Source organism: Microbacterium luticellae, assembly GCF_050408645.1.
Classification (GTDB): Bacteria; Actinomycetota; Actinomycetes; order Actinomycetales; family Microbacteriaceae; genus Microbacterium.
Genome location: NZ_JBNTKE010000005.1, coordinates 88,346 through 103,482, shown reverse-complemented (window position 1 = coordinate 103,482; position 15,137 = coordinate 88,346). Strand labels below are relative to the sequence as shown.

Below are 15,137 nucleotides of genomic sequence, written 5' to 3'. Positions count from 1 at the left end.
AGAACTCCATGAAATATCAGCGCGTTGGTTCGAGCGGTTTAACTGTTTCGGCGGTGACGCTCGGGTGCATGAGTTTTGGTGAACCCGACCAGGGCCGACACGGTTGGACGATGCCCGAAGACGAGAGCCGCCCGTTCATTCGCAGAGCGCTAGAACAGGGCATCACCACTTTCGACACGGCCAATGTGTATTCGGCCGGACGCAGCGAAGAAATTCTAGGGCGAGCGCTCAAAGACTATGCGCGACGCGAAGAGGTTGTTATCGCAACCAAGGTTTTTTCGCCGATGCGGTAGGGCCCCGGTGGGCGAGGGCTGTCTCGCGGCCACATTCTCGAACAGGTTGACGCGAGCCTGCGTCGCCTCGACACCGACTACATCGATCTGTATCAAATTCATCGGTGGGACTACGACACTCCTATCGAAGAGACGATGCAAACGCTTCACGATGTGGTCCGTTCAGGCAAGGTGCGCTACATCGGTGCTTCGTCGATGTGGGCCTGGCAGTTCGCCAAAGCCCAGTACACGGCACGACTGCACGGCTGGACCGAGTTTATTTCTATGCAGGCCCAGTACAACCTGCTCTCGCGTGAAGATGAGCGTGAGATGTACCCGCTGTGTCGTGACCTGGGAGTAGGAGCCCTGCCGTGGAGTCCCCTTGCACGGGGCAAGTTGACGCGCCCGTGGGACGAACACTCCGCTCGGTTCGAAACTGATCCGCTCGCCGCTGTGTTGTATCAGCAGAACGAGGCCGGAGATCGGGCAACCGTCGAAACCGTGTTTACTGTTGCGCAGGAGCGCGGCGTGAGCCCTGCGCAGGTGGCACTGGCGTGGGTCATGCACCAGCCCGTCGTATCATCGCCCATTGTCGGCACGACCAAACCGCACCACCTGGATGACGCAGTGGCTGCGGTTGACCTTGAACTGAGCGACGAAGAACTGCAGCAACTGGGTGCACATTACACGCCGCGGCATCTCGAAGGCTTCGTGTAAGTCACCGTTGTGCTGACGCGGCGGCGAGGGTCACGGCGTAAACGACCAAATATGCTCGTCGCCGCCGCGTTCGCGAAACCACGTGATCGACACTGTTACGTCGTCACCCGTGTAGGCGCACAGGCAAAGATCGAGCACTTCTCCCGGGAGCACACGGCCCCACAATTGGGCATCGTCCATGCGACCGTCGCCTCGGGTAAAAACCGTGACAAAGTCGACGGGCTCCATACCGCGAAGTGCGAGTCGAGGGTGCCGAAAATCACGCACATCGGCTGACCATGGCAGGGCATAGGCGGGTTCGTGAGGTACCGAGGATGAGTCGTCGTGAAAAGCCATGCCAGCACCGTAAAAGCGAGCACTGACACGGCAGATATTGTGCGCGCGGTGGTTGTGCTCACGGTGCATAACCGTGAATGTTGAGTGGTTGGGGAGGAACCGTTATCGGCGCCGAAAAGAGAGCGGACGGTCGCTTCTTCGGTTAAACGAAGAGGTTGGCGCGCTCCAGGTCTTCAGCAAAGTCAACCTCGACGGCATACAGATCAGAGATATCGAGCGGCTCGATGAGCACGCCATCCTCAGCGATCGCAAGTTCTAAACCGCGCTCGAAATAGTCTTGATCGCCGACGCGCTGCAGTTGACGCATAAACGCTTTTTTGTGCGTAGAAGAAACATAGTTGATGCCGACGGCTTCACCGATGCCACCAACAACCGTCTTAGAAAGCTCGTTGATAAAGCCTTCTGCCGTAACGGTGTATTTGACCTCTTCATCGCTGACCTTTGCCGTGTTAACGGCAACAAACGACTGATCGCGTTCAATCAGGTCAATAGCGCGGCCCAGTACACGTGGGTCGAAAACGACGTCACCGTTCATCCAGAGAACGCCACCACGGCCCGTGGTGTGCAGGGCACGCAGCAGACTCTTTGACGTGTTGGTTTCGTCGTAACGCTCGTTGTGCACGTAGTGGGCGTGCGGGAAAGCTTCAATGATGGTCTCTGCTCGGTATCCCACAACCGTCGTGATACGGGCGGTTGAGCCGAATGCAGCGCGAATATTGTCGTGCTGCTGCTGCATGATCGACCGACCGTCGTTGAGCGCTGTCAGCGGTTTGGGCAGGGCACGGCCCAGGCGCGAGCCCATTCCTGCTGCGAGAATGACGGTCTGAAGAGCCACAAATTACTCCCGAAAGAAGATGATGTTTTACGGTGAATTCACCGAAGCGACACATCTTCGTGTCGGGTACATGGTAACGACGAGTGCTGAGTGGAACCATAAAACGTCGACGGTGTTGCTGTTTCGTAATCGAGTGCACGGCATATCTTCAGGAAGAACACGGGTGAACGCGCGTGCGTGCGCCGATGAATCTCAAGCGTCGGTTGATACCGTGGTGGGGTGACAGCTGCCTCTGACGATCGCTCACCCGCCGAAACTGATACGGCACGACCCGGTGCTGCCGCTACGACTGCCGCGCAGAAACAGGCTGCGCGAGAAGAACGTGCCAGGGTTGCGGCGGTAAAAAAGCGCACAGCCACGGTAACGACAGCGCAGAAAGCGCGTGCTCGCGCGGCTGCGCAAAGGCAGGCTGAAAGAGCAGCCGCAGTGAAGAAAAAGCAGGAGCAGGCGGCGCAGGAACGTACAGCTGCCGAGAAAGAAGCAGCGAAAGAAACCGCGGCTCAGGTGGCGGCAGCAAAGCGAAAAGCGAAGCTTGCTCAGGCGCGCAAGCACAAGGCTGAGGCAGCGGCCCGGGCCAAGGCTGAAGCAGAGGCGCGGGCAAAAGCGGAGGCTGAAGCGCGGGCTGAAGCTGAGGCGCTGGCTGAAGCCGAGGCGCTGGCTGAAGCCGATGCAGAAGCTCAGGCAGTCGCAGAAGCAAAGGTGCACGCTGAGCCAGTAGCCGCGGAGCACGAGCACGACGACGAGCGAGACCCCGAACCCGAAGACGACGCTGATGTCGTTACTGAGATTTTTGCGGTGGCAGAACCTGTTGCGGTCGATGAACCGGATGCCGTGGCCGAGCCGGTACTTGCCGCACAGCCTGCGGCCCCAGCAGACCTCCTTCCGCGCCCGCGGCCGGTGGTTATTCCGCCCGATGCGGATGCGCCTCTGGCGGTGGAAGCACGCGAGCTAACAAAAACATATTCCGGTTCGACCGTGCTCGACAGGGTGTCGTTGAGTGTGCCGGCCGGTAGCTTCTACGGCCTTGTCGGGCCGAACGGTGCAGGAAAAACGACGACGCTGTCGATTATTTCGGGCCTTCTTCGCGCCGACGGCGGTTCGGTAACGGTTGCGGGTCATAGCCTAGAAACCGAAGCGATGGCAGCACGCAAAGCCATCGGTGTGCTGCCCGACCGGCTACGCACTTTTGATCGACTGACCGGTCGCCAGCTGCTGTACTATCACGGGATGCTGCGGGGACTCACCGCCGACGTGGTAGAAACGCGGGCGTCCGACCTTGCTCAGGCGTTTGATTTAACCGGTGCTCTGGGCCGTGTGGTTTCTGATTATTCCGCGGGTACGCTGAAGAAAATCATGCTCGCCGGTGCGCTCATCCACTCGCCGCGGGTGCTCATTCTCGATGAACCTTTTGAGTCGGTTGACCCTGCGTCGTCTGAAGCCATTCTTGATGTGCTCCACGCTTATGTCAGCCATGGCGGCACCGTGATGCTCTCGAGCCACGGAATCGACCTGGTGGAGCGCGTGTGCTCACGCATAGCGATTATTGGCCGAGGAGTTGTGTTGGCCGAGGGGACCGTCGACGAGGTGCGCGACGGTTTGTCGTTAGCGGAACGATTCACGCAGCTTTCGGGTAGCGGTAGCGATCTGGAGGGCCTGGAGTGGCTGCACTCATTCTCCGGCTAAGGGTCGATCTGCTGCTGGCACCACTGCGCGGTCAACGTCAGCGCACAGCACGATTCATCACCTCGTTTCTGCTGCTGGTCATCGCCACCGTTGCCGCAGCACTCGCTGTGCGCGCGCTAGCGGCGACAACGGCTACCGTTGCCGAAACAGTTGTTGTACTTGTCGGTGCCGCAATCGTTGTGGGTGCCTGCGCAGCCCCCGTGGTTGCTGGAGCTACTGACCCACTCGACCCGCGAAACTTTATCGGCCTGCCCATCGAACCTCGGTGGTTACCGCTGACACTGCTGGGTGCTGCGTTTATCAGCGTTCCGACGATCGCGCTGATGATCGTTCTTGGCATCGTCGCCGGCGTTACGATCGACCACGGTGCGCCACCGGCCGTTGCTATTGCGAGCGCCATCTGCGCGCTCTTTACCTGTATTATCGGCGCGCGGCTCGCACTGGTGATCACGGCACGTATTCTTCCCGAACGCCGCTCACGTGAACTCACCGCGCTTTTTGCCCTGGCCGTGATCGTGGTGGCTATACCCACGGCGCTGTTGCTGGTTTCTTCCACCTGGGGCGATGGCGGAGTACCCACACAGCTGCAGACCGCGACAGCCATCGCGGCTAACACGCCATTCGGTGCAGCTTTTGCGTGGCCTTTTGCCGCGGCATCCGGCAACTCTTCGCAGGCGCTGCTGAGTGGGTTCATTGCCGTCGGTACGGTGTTTGTTTTTGCCGCCCTCTGGCAGTGGCGGGTTATGCGGGTTTTCTCGGCCGGACAAACGCGTCAACGCTCGCAAGAATGGGGCGGACTGGGATGGTTTTCGCTCTTGCCAGCAAATGCGTTTGGGGCGGTAGCCGCGCGCAGCCTCACCTACTGGCTGCGCGACCGACGCTATATCGCCAATGTCGTGATTATTCCGGTGGCCGCGGTTATCGCTATCGTTCCGTTGCTGGTGGCGGGGGTGCCCATGGTGCACGCCGCAGCCCTGCCGGTTCTCATCCTGGCACTGTTTCTTGGTTGGCTGCCGCATAACGACACGGCATACGACTCCACGGCACTGTGGACCCATGTTTCCGCCGGTGTTCGCGGCACCGCTGACCGCTGGGGAAGGCTTGTTCCGATCATTCTTATTTCTGTGCCGCTGATTGCGATTGCACTCGCGGGTACGCTCGCGGTGATTGGCCGCTGGTCGCTGCTACCGACACTTATCGGCGCAACGTTCGCGCTGTTCTTTAGTGGGCTCGGGTTGTCGTCGATTGCTTCGGCCGTGTACCCCTATGCGGTCACTCACCCCGGTGACAGCCCCTTTAAGCAGCCGCAGCGATCGTCGCTGTCTCACGGTGGCTGGGGGCAGGCCGGAACCCTCTTGGGAGCACTCGTGCTGGCAAGCCCCACCCTGTGGCTCGCATGGCAGGCATTGATTGACCCGACGCGGTCGGTCACCACGGCGCTGGTAACCGGCGTGATCACGGGAGTTGTTGTCGTCGCCCTGGGCACGGTCATAGGCGGGGTCTTGTTTGAACGTCGAGGCACGCGACTGATGGAATTCATCGACTCGTTCTAGACAACAGCGCCCGCAGGTGCACCAGCGCAGTAGAATCACGACATGAGTACTCCTTTGGACGCCCCTGAACAGGGTGGTATTGCCACCCTCGACCGTGAACTCGAAGAACTGCTCGAAGAAGAGTTACAAGAGCCCGGCGACCATGAGCGTTTCTCGCACTATGTGAAAAAAGAGAAGATCCTCGAATCGGCGCTCACCGGTAAACCCGTACGAGCGCTGTGCGGAAAAAAGTGGACTCCGGGCCGTGACCCCGAGAAATTTCCCGTGTGTCCGACGTGCAAAGAGATCTACGAATCACTCATGAAGTAGGCGCGTGGCTTCTTAGTGAGCCGCGTCAACAAAAACCGTCGGGATAGCCGGGTCTGATTTACTCAGCGCAAGAGCGCGCACAGGCAGTTCTTCACGAACACGCAGGTGATGTTCGCGCGCCAACTGCGTACCAGCGGGGCCTTCGTAGGTGTCGTTGATGTGACCGTTGTCGACCAGGGTTACCTGTAGTGCACGGGCATCCGGATGGTCACTGGCGGTATCGCTGTGCTCGTAACCCGACGAGACTGTCACGGTCTCTTCGCGCGCGACACCGTCGGCAATCGTGCGAAAAGCCGTTTTGCGCCCGCCCTGTGAAGCCTTGTCGGACGACGCTTTGGCCACGGGAATCCATTCCCCGGATGCCTCTTGTCGGGCGACGAGCTTATAAACCATGCTGGCTGTCGGGTAGCCGGAGCCGGTGACAACAGAGGTTCCTACGCCGTAGGCGTCAACGGGCGATGCGGCAAGAGCGGCGATGGCGTATTCGTCGAGATCGCTGGTAACAGTAATCTCGGTGTTCGTGGCACCGAGAGCGTCGAGTTGCTCGCGCACTTCGGCGGCAACAATCGGTAAATCGCCGGAGTCAATGCGTACGCCCCCGAGGTTTTTTCCCGCCACCCGCACGGCTGTTTCTACGCCGCGCTGAATGTCGTACGTATCAACGAGCAGGGTGGTTGCAAGGCCGAGCGCGTCAACCTGGGCGCGAAACGCATCTTCTTCGCTGTCGTGCAGAAGAGTCCAGGCATGCGCTGCGGTTCCCATTGTGGGAATGCCCCAACGTCGTCCGGCTTCAAGGTTGCTGGTTGCGCCGAAACCGGCAATATAGGCGGCACGGGCGGCAGCAACCGCCGATGCTTCGGCTGCGCGCCGCGACCCCATTTCGGCAAGGGGTCGTTCACCTGCAGCGATGCTCATACGCGCGGCAGCCGTTGCCACAGCGGAATCGTGGTTGAGCACGCTCAACGCCAGTGTTTCGAGCACGACGGCATCGGCAAAGTTGCCTTCGACGGTGAGCACAGGAGAACCAGGAAAATAGAGTTCTCCCTCGCGATAACCGCGAATCGTGCCGCGAAACTCGTACGCTTCGAGATATTTCAGTGTCTCGGCGTCGACCACGTTCTCGTCGCGCAGGAACCGCAGTTCGTCGTCGCCGAAACGAAAATTGCGCAGCATGCTCAAAAGGCGTCCGGTGCCGGCGAGCACACCGAAGCGTCGGCCGCCCGAGAGCCTGCGCGTAAAGAGTTCGAAAACGCAGGGGCGCGAAGCTGTACCGTCGCGGAGGGCAGCGCCTAGCATGGTCAGTTCGTAGCGGTCGGTCAACAGCGCAGTCGAAGCGAAGGTCATGCGCTAAGTGTAATAACCCGGGCGGGTAAAAACAGTTCTGGCAGCATCGATGACTCAGCGTCGGGTCGGGCTGCTTGACCACGCGAGCCCGGGGTGGGTGGTAACAGTCTGCTGTGCTGTTCGGTGCGCCAGGATCAGTGCGCCGTCGAGGGGCGTGCCGGTCGACCGGTGCCACTGCACGCTTTCGGGGTCAGAAAGCAGGTGCGCCTGTGCGAGTACGGCGCGCTCGACAGCGTCGCAAAAAACCTGCGACCGCGCAACGCCACCTGTCAACGCCACGCGGGTCGCCGCGCCGCGTCGTGCGCACGAGATGATTGCCGCGGCAACATGCTCGGCTGCCTCATCGACGATTTCTCGTGCCGCCGAGTCACCGGATGCTGCAAGCTCTGCCACTGTGGCAGCAAAGGCTGCTATTCGTGACACCCCGTCGCCGTGCGGGTAGATAGCGGCGGGCCAGTCGTCGACGGCACCGAATCGTGCTTCGGCTGCATGAAGGAGAGCGTGAGGCTCGGCGTGAGGAGTGGGTATTTCTTCTGCGAAGCGAACAGCGCGAGAAAGCGCCTGCGCGCCGATCCAGAATCCTGAGCCGTGATCGTCGTAGAGAGGGCCCCATCCACCGGCGCGGATGAGGCTGCCGTTGGTGTTCGTGCCGAGAGTGATGCATCCGGTGCCTACCGCCGAGACAATGCCGGGCATGCCTCCCAGGCAGCCTTCGTGGGCCGCGACAGCATCGGCAACGATAGTCACGGGGCATCCGGTGGTATGTGCCAACTGCTGAGCGAGCGCATGAGGCTGCGCGACCAGCGACGCGACACCACGACTGCTGATTGCGATGGCGGTGAGTGTGGTTGCGGGTGGCTGCAGTGTGATGGCTGTTGTGGTCGCGCCCGTAATAGTGTCGGCAAGATCGGTGTGCGTGTAGGCGGCATCGAGTTCATACTCGGTGCGCGCGACATCGGCGGAACCTCTGGCGTCGGCCGACTGAAATGCACCCCGGATGCCGCTGCCGCCCACGTCGATGGCCATTACCGCGGCTCTGCTCGTCATACACAGAGAGTATCGAAATGATCACGCTCATGAAAATTGTTTGCATAGATGTGGTGCTGGGTGAATACTACTTACACCGGCGGGGTTGAACCCGCGGCTCATTTCACCGAAGAAACAGATGTTTTCAATGAAGAAACCGGGGTCACCTATGAAAATTCGTCTCATGTCAACGCTCGCTCTGGGCACTGTTGCGGCTCTGGCTCTTGCCGGTTGTTCGAACGGCGATTCGGGTAATAGTGGCGATGGTCCTGTCGACGGTGAAGGTAAAACCATTACGGCATGGATCATGCAGGGAACAAACCCCGACTCCACTGCCTATCTCGACGCTGTGGCGAAGAAGTTCAATGAAGAAACCGGCGCAACCGTCAAATTCGAAGAGGTGCAGTGGGCCGACGCCCACAACCGTTTTGTGACGGCGATCGCTGGCGGCACCTCGCCCGATGTTGCCGAGACCGGCACCACCTGGACTCCGGAGTTCGCCGACGCCGGAGCACTGGTTCCGATTGATGACTTTGTCGACGCCGAGTCTGGCCTGCGCGATGACCTCGTGGCCGGCCTCCAAGAGTCGGGGGAGTACGACGGAGAGCTGTTCGGTATGCCGTGGTATGCCGGGGTACGTTCGATTGTTTACCGCGCCGATATTTATGAAGAGCTCGGCCTTTCGGCACCTACGACGTGGGACGAAATTGTTTCGAACGGCGAGAAGATTAAAGCGGCATACCCCGAGATGGCAGCATTTGCTGTGCCCGGTAACGCCGAGTTCCAGGTGTACCCGTGGGTATGGGGTGCGGGCGGCGAGGTCGCGGTACAAGACGGTGACGAGTGGGTTTCTGAGCTCGACTCGGATGCCTCTATTGAAGGTCTGACGTTCTATGCCGACCTGGCACTCGAACACGGTTTCTCCACCGCGGGGGCGACAACGTGGAAAGAAACCGATGTGCGTGATGCCTTCACCCAGGGCACCGTAGCCACCATGCTGTCGGGCTCGTGGACGCCAAAGTCGCTGATTGAAGCCAATCCCGAGATGGAGGGCAAGATCGGTGTTGCGGTGATTCCTGGTAAAGACGGTGGTATTGCTCCCTCGGTGCTGGGCGGTTCGCACCTGTCGATTTTTGAAGACTCGAAGGAACCCGAGCTGGCGTGGGAACTGGTCAAGATCATGACGACGGGTGAACTGGCCTCAGAGTGGGCAGATGCTACCGGATACTTCCCCGGCGTGGAGTCGCTCATGCAAGACGCCCTTGCTTCGACCGACCCGCTGGTTGCTCCCTTCGCCGAGCAGATGGTTGATGGCGGCGCTTCGGTACCGGTAACACCGCAGTTTGGTGCGGTGCAAGCCAAGCAGACCACCAACACGATGATGCAAGAAATTCTCAGTGGTCAGCGCACTGTTGCCGACGCAGCAAAAGCTGCCGCGGCAGAAATGACTGAACTGCTCAACACGAAGTAGGTAGAAGTGAGTTCATCGCTGGCTCCAGCGACGGCTCCGCGGGGGAAGACACAGGGTTCTTCCCCCGCGGGTCCCCGCGAGAAGAAGACGTTTTCTGTTACCCGGTGGCGTCCGTGGATGCTGCTGACCCCGGCCCTGGTCATCCTGGGAGTGCTGCTGCTGTGGCCGCTGGTGAAGGTTGCGCTGCTGTCGTTCCAAAACTATGGCATCCGCGAAATTCGCAAGAACTCCACAAACTTTATCGGCCTCGACAACTATGTTGAGGCTCTCACCGATCCGCAGCTGTGGAAGGTGGTTGTTCCTAACACCGTCGGCTTCGCCGTCGTGGCAGTTTTTACCACCGTGGCATTTGGCACGCTCGTGGCGCTATTGCTGGCACGGTTGGGATTAGTGTGGCGGATGCTGGTCGGCAGCGCCATTATGGTCGCCTGGGCGATGCCCGCGGTTACCGGCACCTACGTATGGACCTGGATTTTCGATGCTGATCGAGGAATTTTTAACACGGCACTCCAGGGAATGGGGGTCATTGATGGCCCTGTCAACTGGTTTACGAACCGTTGGGCGTTCTACGCCATCGTGCTGATCAACGTCGTGCACCACGGTTTTCCATTCGTGGCCATCACCATTCTTGCCGGGCTTCTTGGGGTACCTCGCGAAATGCTCGAGGCCGCAGAGATCGACGGTGCGGGTGCGTGGCGGCGGTTTTGGAAGATTGTTTTTCCTACCCTGCGCCCCGTTTTCTCGGTCGTCATTATTCTCTCGACGATCTGGGACTTTAAAGTCTTCACCCAGGTGTTTCTGATGCCGGGAGGCTCGGGATCGAATAGATCGGTGCTCAACCTCGGTGTGTGGTCATACGTCGAGTCATTTGGGCAAAATCGCTACGGATTCGGTTCGGCGCTCGCGGTACTGCTCACACTCGTGCTCTTAGCCATCACCGTCGTTTATATTCGAACGCTGCTCAAGGAGGACCAGCTGTGAGAAAGCCATCTGCTCTGGGCCGGGTGGGTATTGGAGTGGCCGTCGTCGCACTCTTGCTGTTCACACTCTTTCCCGTCTACTGGATGATCATGAGCGCTTTCGACAAGAAAGCCTCCAGCGGCGGCGGTTCACTGATTCCGCGCGAATTCACCTGGGACAACTTCGCTTTCGTGCTCACCGATGGCGGATTCGGTATCTTTCTGCGCAACTCGGCAGTCGTCGCCATTGTGACGGTGCTCGTGAGTGCACTGGTCGCACTCCTGGCATCGGTCGCTGTCACACGATTCCGCTTTCGCTTGCGCACCTCGATGCTGCTGATGATTCTGATCGTGCAAATGGTGCCACTGGAAGCACTCGTTATCCCGCTGTTTATTCAGGTGAAAAACCTGGGGCTCTTAAACTCACTCATCGGCCTCATGATCGTCTATGTTGCACTCTCGCTGCCCTTTGGTATCTGGATGCTGCGGGGCTTCGTTGCGGCCGTGCCGGTAGAACTCGAAGAGGCCGCATATATTGACGGGGCATCGTGGGGACGCATGTTTCGTTCGGTCATGCTGCCGCTGGTAATGCCCGGGCTCGTTGCCACGAGCGTGTTCTCATTCATCACGGCGTGGAACGAATTCATTTTCGCCATGACCCTCTTGGGCGGTGAAAAGAGCCAGTACACGGTGTCGATCGGGCTTCGCCAGTTCTTCGGGGAACACTCCAATGAGTGGGGCTTCATCATGGCCGCCTCGACACTCATCACCCTGCCCGTGATGATCTTCTTCATCATCGTGCAGCGACGACTGAGCGAAGGACTCGTAGCAGGAGCAGTGAAGGGATGACCACCGACAGCACGCTGCGCCGACTGGCATCCGGAGTCTTATGGCCCGGGTTTATCGGAACCCGTGTGCCGCCATGGTTAGCGGCGGCACTGAAAGAAGGGCTTGCGGGAGTCGTTTACTTCGGCCACAACATCAGCGCTGACACCACGGCACTGAGTGAACAGATTCACCAGCTGAACCCTCACGCACTCATTGGTATTGACGAAGAAGGAGGCAGTGTCACCCGGCTCGAAGCAGCATCCGGGTCGACACTGCCCGGCCACGCGCAACTGGGCATGGTAAACAGCCTGCACGCCACAGAAAAAGTTGGCTACGAGCTCGCACGTCGCTGCGCGACCGAGGGCATCGATATAGTGATCGCCCCCGTCGCCGATGTCAACACCAACGCGGCCAACCCCGTTATCGGTGTGCGCTCATTTGGCTCTGACACAGCAACAGTCGCGGCACACACGGCCGCCATGATCACCGGGATTCAGCGCGGTGGGCTCAGCGCCTGCGCCAAACACTTTCCGGGCCACGGTGACACCGCAGTCGACTCCCATCACGGCATGCCCACGATCACGGCATCCACCGACGAGGTTTGTTCCATTCACCTGCCGCCCTTCGTCGCCGCCATCAACGCCCACGTCGATGCGATCATGACCGCTCACATCCGCATCCCTGAATGGGGCGACGAACCCGCCACCCTCAACCCCACGATCCTCGCGCGCCTGCGCGACGCACACTTCACGGGCGTTATTGTGACCGACGCCATTGATATGGCAGCCATTCGCGACACGCGAGGCCTCGGTGAAGGCGCTGTGCAAGCACTCGCCGCAGGCGTCGACCTCGTATGCATCGGCAATCCCACCAATCCCGGTGCAGCAGCCCGCCCCGACCAAGACGAACACGACTATCGCGAAGCGCTCGACGCCGTCGTTGACGCACTCGCCACCGGACGCCTCTCGACAGAACGCATCGAGCAAGCGCACGCCCGGGTGGCAGCCCTCGCCGCACAGGCAGCACAGCGCCGCAGTGCGGCATCCGGCAACCATCCGCCCCTGGACACGGCAGAACTGCACCGCATAGCACAGGCGTCCGTGCGCATCCACGGAACACCATGGACCCACCCCGACCAGCCGGTGCCCGTGCTCGACATACGGCGCCATTCGACCCTTGCCGTTGACAGCACCTCGAATCATGTTGCCCGTGCGCTTGCCGCAGGAGGACCCATATCGCGCGTGCATCCCGATGTGCAAAAAAACGGCACCCTACGCGACGAACTGAGCGAACTATTGTCTGCTGACACATCGGTTGATCCGGCACCAGCGGCGGGGCCCGTTGTGGTGGTGGTTGACCGCTTCGAACTCGGCTCGCCGCAGAGAGAACTTGTGCGGGCATTCGCGCGCGAGCACGACGACCTCACGGTCGTCAACGTGGGGCCGTACTGTACCGATGCATCCGGCACCCTCGGTAGTGACGGCCCCAACGGTCGGCCAGCCACGGCGCTCATCGAAGTGGGGGCCGCAAGCGCACTGGCCGCGCAGGTGGCACGCGAATATTTTGTTTCCGGACGCCAGGAGCCAGCGTGACCCGCCTGCGCATAGCCTCTGTGCAATCAGGCACATCTGCCGACGCTATCGACGTACTTGTGGTCGAGGTAGAAAGCGTCGACGATGCCGTGCACATGCATCCGGTGACGTCACAGGCACACGCCTGGCCCGACTACGTGCGCCGAGAAATTCTTGCCATAACCCAGGGGGAGCCAGCGGATGCTGCCCGCTGGTGCCGGCTCGACACAGCGCTCGGCGAGTGCTTTGCCGAGGCCACCGCCGAAGTCCTGCGCGAGTCGGGTCCGTGCGATTTTGTCGTCTCTCACGGACAGACCCTGTACCACTGGCACGACGGCGAGCGCACGCGCGGAACCCTGCAGCTTGGCGAGCCATCCTTGATTGCCGAGCGATGTGGTGTGCCCGTACTTTCGCATGTGCGTCACGCCGATATCGCGGCTGGCGGCGAGGGCGCCCCCTTGATGGCAGTGTTTGACCGGCTGTGGTTGGGTGCCGAAGCAGCACAGCGCAGGCGCAACTTTGCCAGTGTGAACATTGGTGGCATAGCTAATGCGCAGGTGATCAGCCCCGACGGCACGCTGACGGCGTGGGATACCGGGCCGGGCAATGCGCTGATCGACGCGGCTGTCATGCGCGCGACCGAAAACACCATGGCTTACGATCGTGACGGAACGCTGGCCCTGCAGGGTCGGGTACAGCAGCCACTGATCGAGCAGCTCATGCTGCACCCTTATCTGCAGCGAACTCGCCCGAAAACCACCGGGCGGCACGAGTTTGGTGACGACCTGCTCGACGCCATCGGGATCGGCAACTATCGCAGCGAAGACGCGATCGCCACCCTCGTGGAATATACAGCCATGACCATTGCGCGCGATCTCGTACCGCACAGCCCGGCCGAGGTGATTGTTTCGGGCGGGGGAGTGCATCACCCGCTGCTCATGCGGCGGCTTGCCGAGCTTATGTCGGGTGGCGCTGCAGAGATCAGCACGGTGGATAACACTACTGTGCACAGCAGCGCCGAGCGCGGTGTCGGTCCCGATATGAAAGAGAACCTGCTGTTTGCCCTACTGGGAGCACACAGCTGGTATGGCATACCGGTAAGCCTCGGCGTGACACCGGCGCGCATTGCGGGGCGCTGGAGTACAGCACCACATTTCTTAACACGGGAGTCACCACTATCCCGGATGCCGCAGTCTGTGCCGGCACCCCCGTTGCAGCCGAGCACGGTCACACCCTGGAATCGATTGGAAGTTGTCGCATGAACAGGTCCGACGAGCTGCGTGCCGATCTCGAATCCCTCGCGACAGAGCGTATTGATCCGCAGTTGAGCACCTTTGACGCCTGGAGTGTGCTCGAGCAGGTTGATTTGATGACCGAACACACGGCGCACGTGGCCACCGCCGTTGCAGCGCAGCGAAACACGATTGCGCAGGCAGTTGAGGCGATCGCTCACCGACGAGCACAGGGAGGCCGCCTTATCTATGTCGGCGCGGGCACAGCGGGCCGTATGGGAGTGCTCGATGCCAGTGAAATACCGCCCACGTTCGGTACCGATCCCAGCGAAGTGCTGGGTCTTATTGCCGGTGGTGACTATGCGCTGCGTCACGCGGTAGAAAATGCTGAAGACGATACGGATGCTGCGCGAAAGGCGCTCGCCGAGGTGGGCGTGACTGCCCATGATGCAGTGGTGGGTATTTCGGCATCTGGGCGCACTCCGTTTGTTGTTGCAGCGCTCGACTATGCGCGGGAACACGGGGCGCTGGCGGTGGCCGTGGCATGCAATACGGATTCAGTGATCGCAGCACACGCCGATGTGGCGATTGAGGTCGAAGTGGGGCCAGAAGCAATTGCAGGGTCGACGCGGCTGAAGGCAGGAACCGCGCAGAAGACGGTGCTCAACATGCTGTCGACCCTGGTGATGGTGCGCGAAGGCAAGGTGTTCGGCAACCTTATGGTCGATGTGCAATCGACCAACGCCAAGCTGCGAGCACGGGCCGAATCTATTGTGATGACCGGTGCCGGATGCAATGCTGCCACCGCCGTTGCTGCTCTGAGTGCCGCCGCCGGCGACGTCAAGTCGGCCATTGTTGTGGCTGCTCGTGGGGTGAGCGCCGCGCAGGCGCAGGAGTTGCTGGATCAGTATCACGGGCACCTTCGGAACGCCCTTGAGAGCGGTAGTAGCGCCACATAAATAATGGCGTACTCTCGCAGAAGAGGGGAAGAACCGTATGCG

The 15,137-nt window shown here is 60.5% G+C and carries 13 protein-coding genes and 1 pseudogene; 10 read left to right on the top strand and 4 right to left on the bottom strand.

What is annotated here, in order from left to right; translation table 11 throughout:
• Nucleotides 1-8: 8 nt before the first annotated feature.
• Nucleotides 9-989, top strand: a pseudogene (locus tag ACQUSW_RS12260) (aldo/keto reductase).
• Between the two features lie 30 nt (nucleotides 990-1,019).
• On the opposite strand, the gene ACQUSW_RS12255 reads toward ACQUSW_RS12260, so the two are convergent.
• Complete coding sequence (locus tag ACQUSW_RS12255; protein WP_428932590.1) at nucleotides 1,020-1,325, bottom strand: hypothetical protein; 306 nt, start codon at nucleotides 1,323-1,325, stop codon at nucleotides 1,020-1,022.
• Nucleotides 1,326-1,467: 142 nt separating this feature from the next.
• Nucleotides 1,468-2,160 carry a phosphocholine cytidylyltransferase family protein gene (locus tag ACQUSW_RS12250; protein WP_428932589.1) on the bottom strand — a complete coding sequence of 231 codons (693 nt, stop codon included), beginning with the start codon at nucleotides 2,158-2,160 and terminating at the stop codon, nucleotides 1,468-1,470.
• Between the two features lie 219 nt (nucleotides 2,161-2,379).
• Here ACQUSW_RS12250 and ACQUSW_RS12245 point away from each other — a divergent pair, with 219 nt between their 5' ends.
• Genes ACQUSW_RS12245 through ACQUSW_RS12235 form a run of 3 tightly spaced genes read left to right on the top strand, consistent with a single transcriptional unit; the run spans nucleotide 2,380 to nucleotide 5,705 of the window.
• Nucleotides 2,380-3,843 (top strand): ABC transporter ATP-binding protein, encoded by a 1,464-nt coding sequence (locus ACQUSW_RS12245; RefSeq protein ID WP_428932588.1) that lies wholly within the window; start codon nucleotides 2,380-2,382, stop codon nucleotides 3,841-3,843.
• Nucleotides 3,819-5,396: a hypothetical protein gene (locus ACQUSW_RS12240; RefSeq protein WP_428932587.1), complete on the top strand. Its 1,578-nt coding sequence runs from the start codon at nucleotides 3,819-3,821 to the stop codon at nucleotides 5,394-5,396. The genes ACQUSW_RS12245 and ACQUSW_RS12240 overlap by 25 nt, the downstream gene beginning before the upstream one ends.
• Before the next feature lie 42 nt (nucleotides 5,397-5,438).
• Entirely contained in the window at nucleotides 5,439-5,705 is a 267-nt protein-coding gene (locus tag ACQUSW_RS12235; protein ID WP_428932586.1) for a DUF3039 domain-containing protein, read from the top strand.
• A gap of 12 nt (nucleotides 5,706-5,717) precedes the next feature.
• On the opposite strand, the gene ACQUSW_RS12230 is transcribed toward ACQUSW_RS12235, so the two are convergent.
• Together ACQUSW_RS12230 and ACQUSW_RS12225 are read right to left on the bottom strand one after the other, a co-directional pair.
• The gene (locus tag ACQUSW_RS12230) at nucleotides 5,718-7,049 is read right to left on the bottom strand and encodes a nicotinate phosphoribosyltransferase (protein ID WP_428932585.1); all 1,332 of its coding nucleotides are present in this window, start codon (nucleotides 7,047-7,049) and stop codon (nucleotides 5,718-5,720) included.
• A 54-nt stretch (nucleotides 7,050-7,103) separates the two neighbouring features.
• Nucleotides 7,104-8,096, bottom strand: coding sequence for an N-acetylglucosamine kinase (locus ACQUSW_RS12225; RefSeq protein ID WP_428932584.1), 993 nt, complete (start codon nucleotides 8,094-8,096; stop codon nucleotides 7,104-7,106).
• A gap of 163 nt (nucleotides 8,097-8,259) precedes the next feature.
• On the opposite strand from ACQUSW_RS12225, the gene ACQUSW_RS12220 reads away from it, so the two are divergent.
• Genes ACQUSW_RS12220 through murQ form a run of 6 tightly spaced genes read left to right on the top strand, consistent with a single transcriptional unit; the run spans nucleotide 8,260 to nucleotide 15,095 of the window.
• Nucleotides 8,260-9,546, top strand: a complete 1,287-nt coding sequence (locus tag ACQUSW_RS12220; protein WP_428932583.1) for a sugar ABC transporter substrate-binding protein — start codon at nucleotides 8,260-8,262, stop codon at nucleotides 9,544-9,546.
• A gap of 6 nt (nucleotides 9,547-9,552) precedes the next feature.
• The gene (locus ACQUSW_RS12215) at nucleotides 9,553-10,527 is read left to right on the top strand and encodes a carbohydrate ABC transporter permease (RefSeq protein WP_428932582.1); all 975 of its coding nucleotides are present in this window, start codon (nucleotides 9,553-9,555) and stop codon (nucleotides 10,525-10,527) included.
• Nucleotides 10,524-11,354, top strand: a complete 831-nt coding sequence (locus tag ACQUSW_RS12210; protein ID WP_428932581.1) for a carbohydrate ABC transporter permease — start codon at nucleotides 10,524-10,526, stop codon at nucleotides 11,352-11,354. Before ACQUSW_RS12215 ends, ACQUSW_RS12210 begins: the two co-directional genes overlap by 4 nt.
• Nucleotides 11,351-12,925 (top strand): glycoside hydrolase family 3 N-terminal domain-containing protein, encoded by a 1,575-nt coding sequence (locus tag ACQUSW_RS12205; RefSeq protein ID WP_428932580.1) that lies wholly within the window; start codon nucleotides 11,351-11,353, stop codon nucleotides 12,923-12,925. Before ACQUSW_RS12210 ends, ACQUSW_RS12205 begins: the two co-directional genes overlap by 4 nt.
• Nucleotides 12,922-14,166 carry an anhydro-N-acetylmuramic acid kinase gene (locus ACQUSW_RS12200; RefSeq protein ID WP_428932579.1) on the top strand — a complete coding sequence of 415 codons (1,245 nt, stop codon included), beginning with the start codon at nucleotides 12,922-12,924 and terminating at the stop codon, nucleotides 14,164-14,166. The genes ACQUSW_RS12205 and ACQUSW_RS12200 overlap by 4 nt, the downstream gene beginning before the upstream one ends.
• Nucleotides 14,163-15,095 (top strand): N-acetylmuramic acid 6-phosphate etherase, encoded by a 933-nt coding sequence (gene murQ, locus ACQUSW_RS12195; protein WP_428932578.1) that lies wholly within the window; start codon nucleotides 14,163-14,165, stop codon nucleotides 15,093-15,095. The genes ACQUSW_RS12200 and murQ overlap by 4 nt, the downstream gene beginning before the upstream one ends.
• Nucleotides 15,096-15,137 lie beyond the last annotated feature (42 nt).

Bases quoted from the DNA above. Each gene is read 5' to 3' on its own strand.
- ACQUSW_RS12205 (WP_428932580.1), top strand. From the start codon at position 11,351: ATGACCACCGACAGCACGCTGCGCCGACTGGCATCCGGAGTCTTATGG.
- ACQUSW_RS12230 (WP_428932585.1), bottom strand. From the start codon at position 7,049: ATGACCTTCGCTTCGACTGCGCTGTTGACCGACCGCTACGAACTGACC.
- ACQUSW_RS12235 (WP_428932586.1), top strand. From the start codon at position 5,439: ATGAGTACTCCTTTGGACGCCCCTGAACAGGGTGGTATTGCCACCCTC.
- murQ (WP_428932578.1), top strand. From the start codon at position 14,163: ATGAACAGGTCCGACGAGCTGCGTGCCGATCTCGAATCCCTCGCGACA.
- ACQUSW_RS12225 (WP_428932584.1), bottom strand. From the start codon at position 8,096: ATGACGAGCAGAGCCGCGGTAATGGCCATCGACGTGGGCGGCAGCGGC.
- ACQUSW_RS12220 (WP_428932583.1), top strand. From the start codon at position 8,260: ATGTCAACGCTCGCTCTGGGCACTGTTGCGGCTCTGGCTCTTGCCGGT.
- ACQUSW_RS12255 (WP_428932590.1), bottom strand. From the start codon at position 1,325: ATGGCTTTTCACGACGACTCATCCTCGGTACCTCACGAACCCGCCTAT.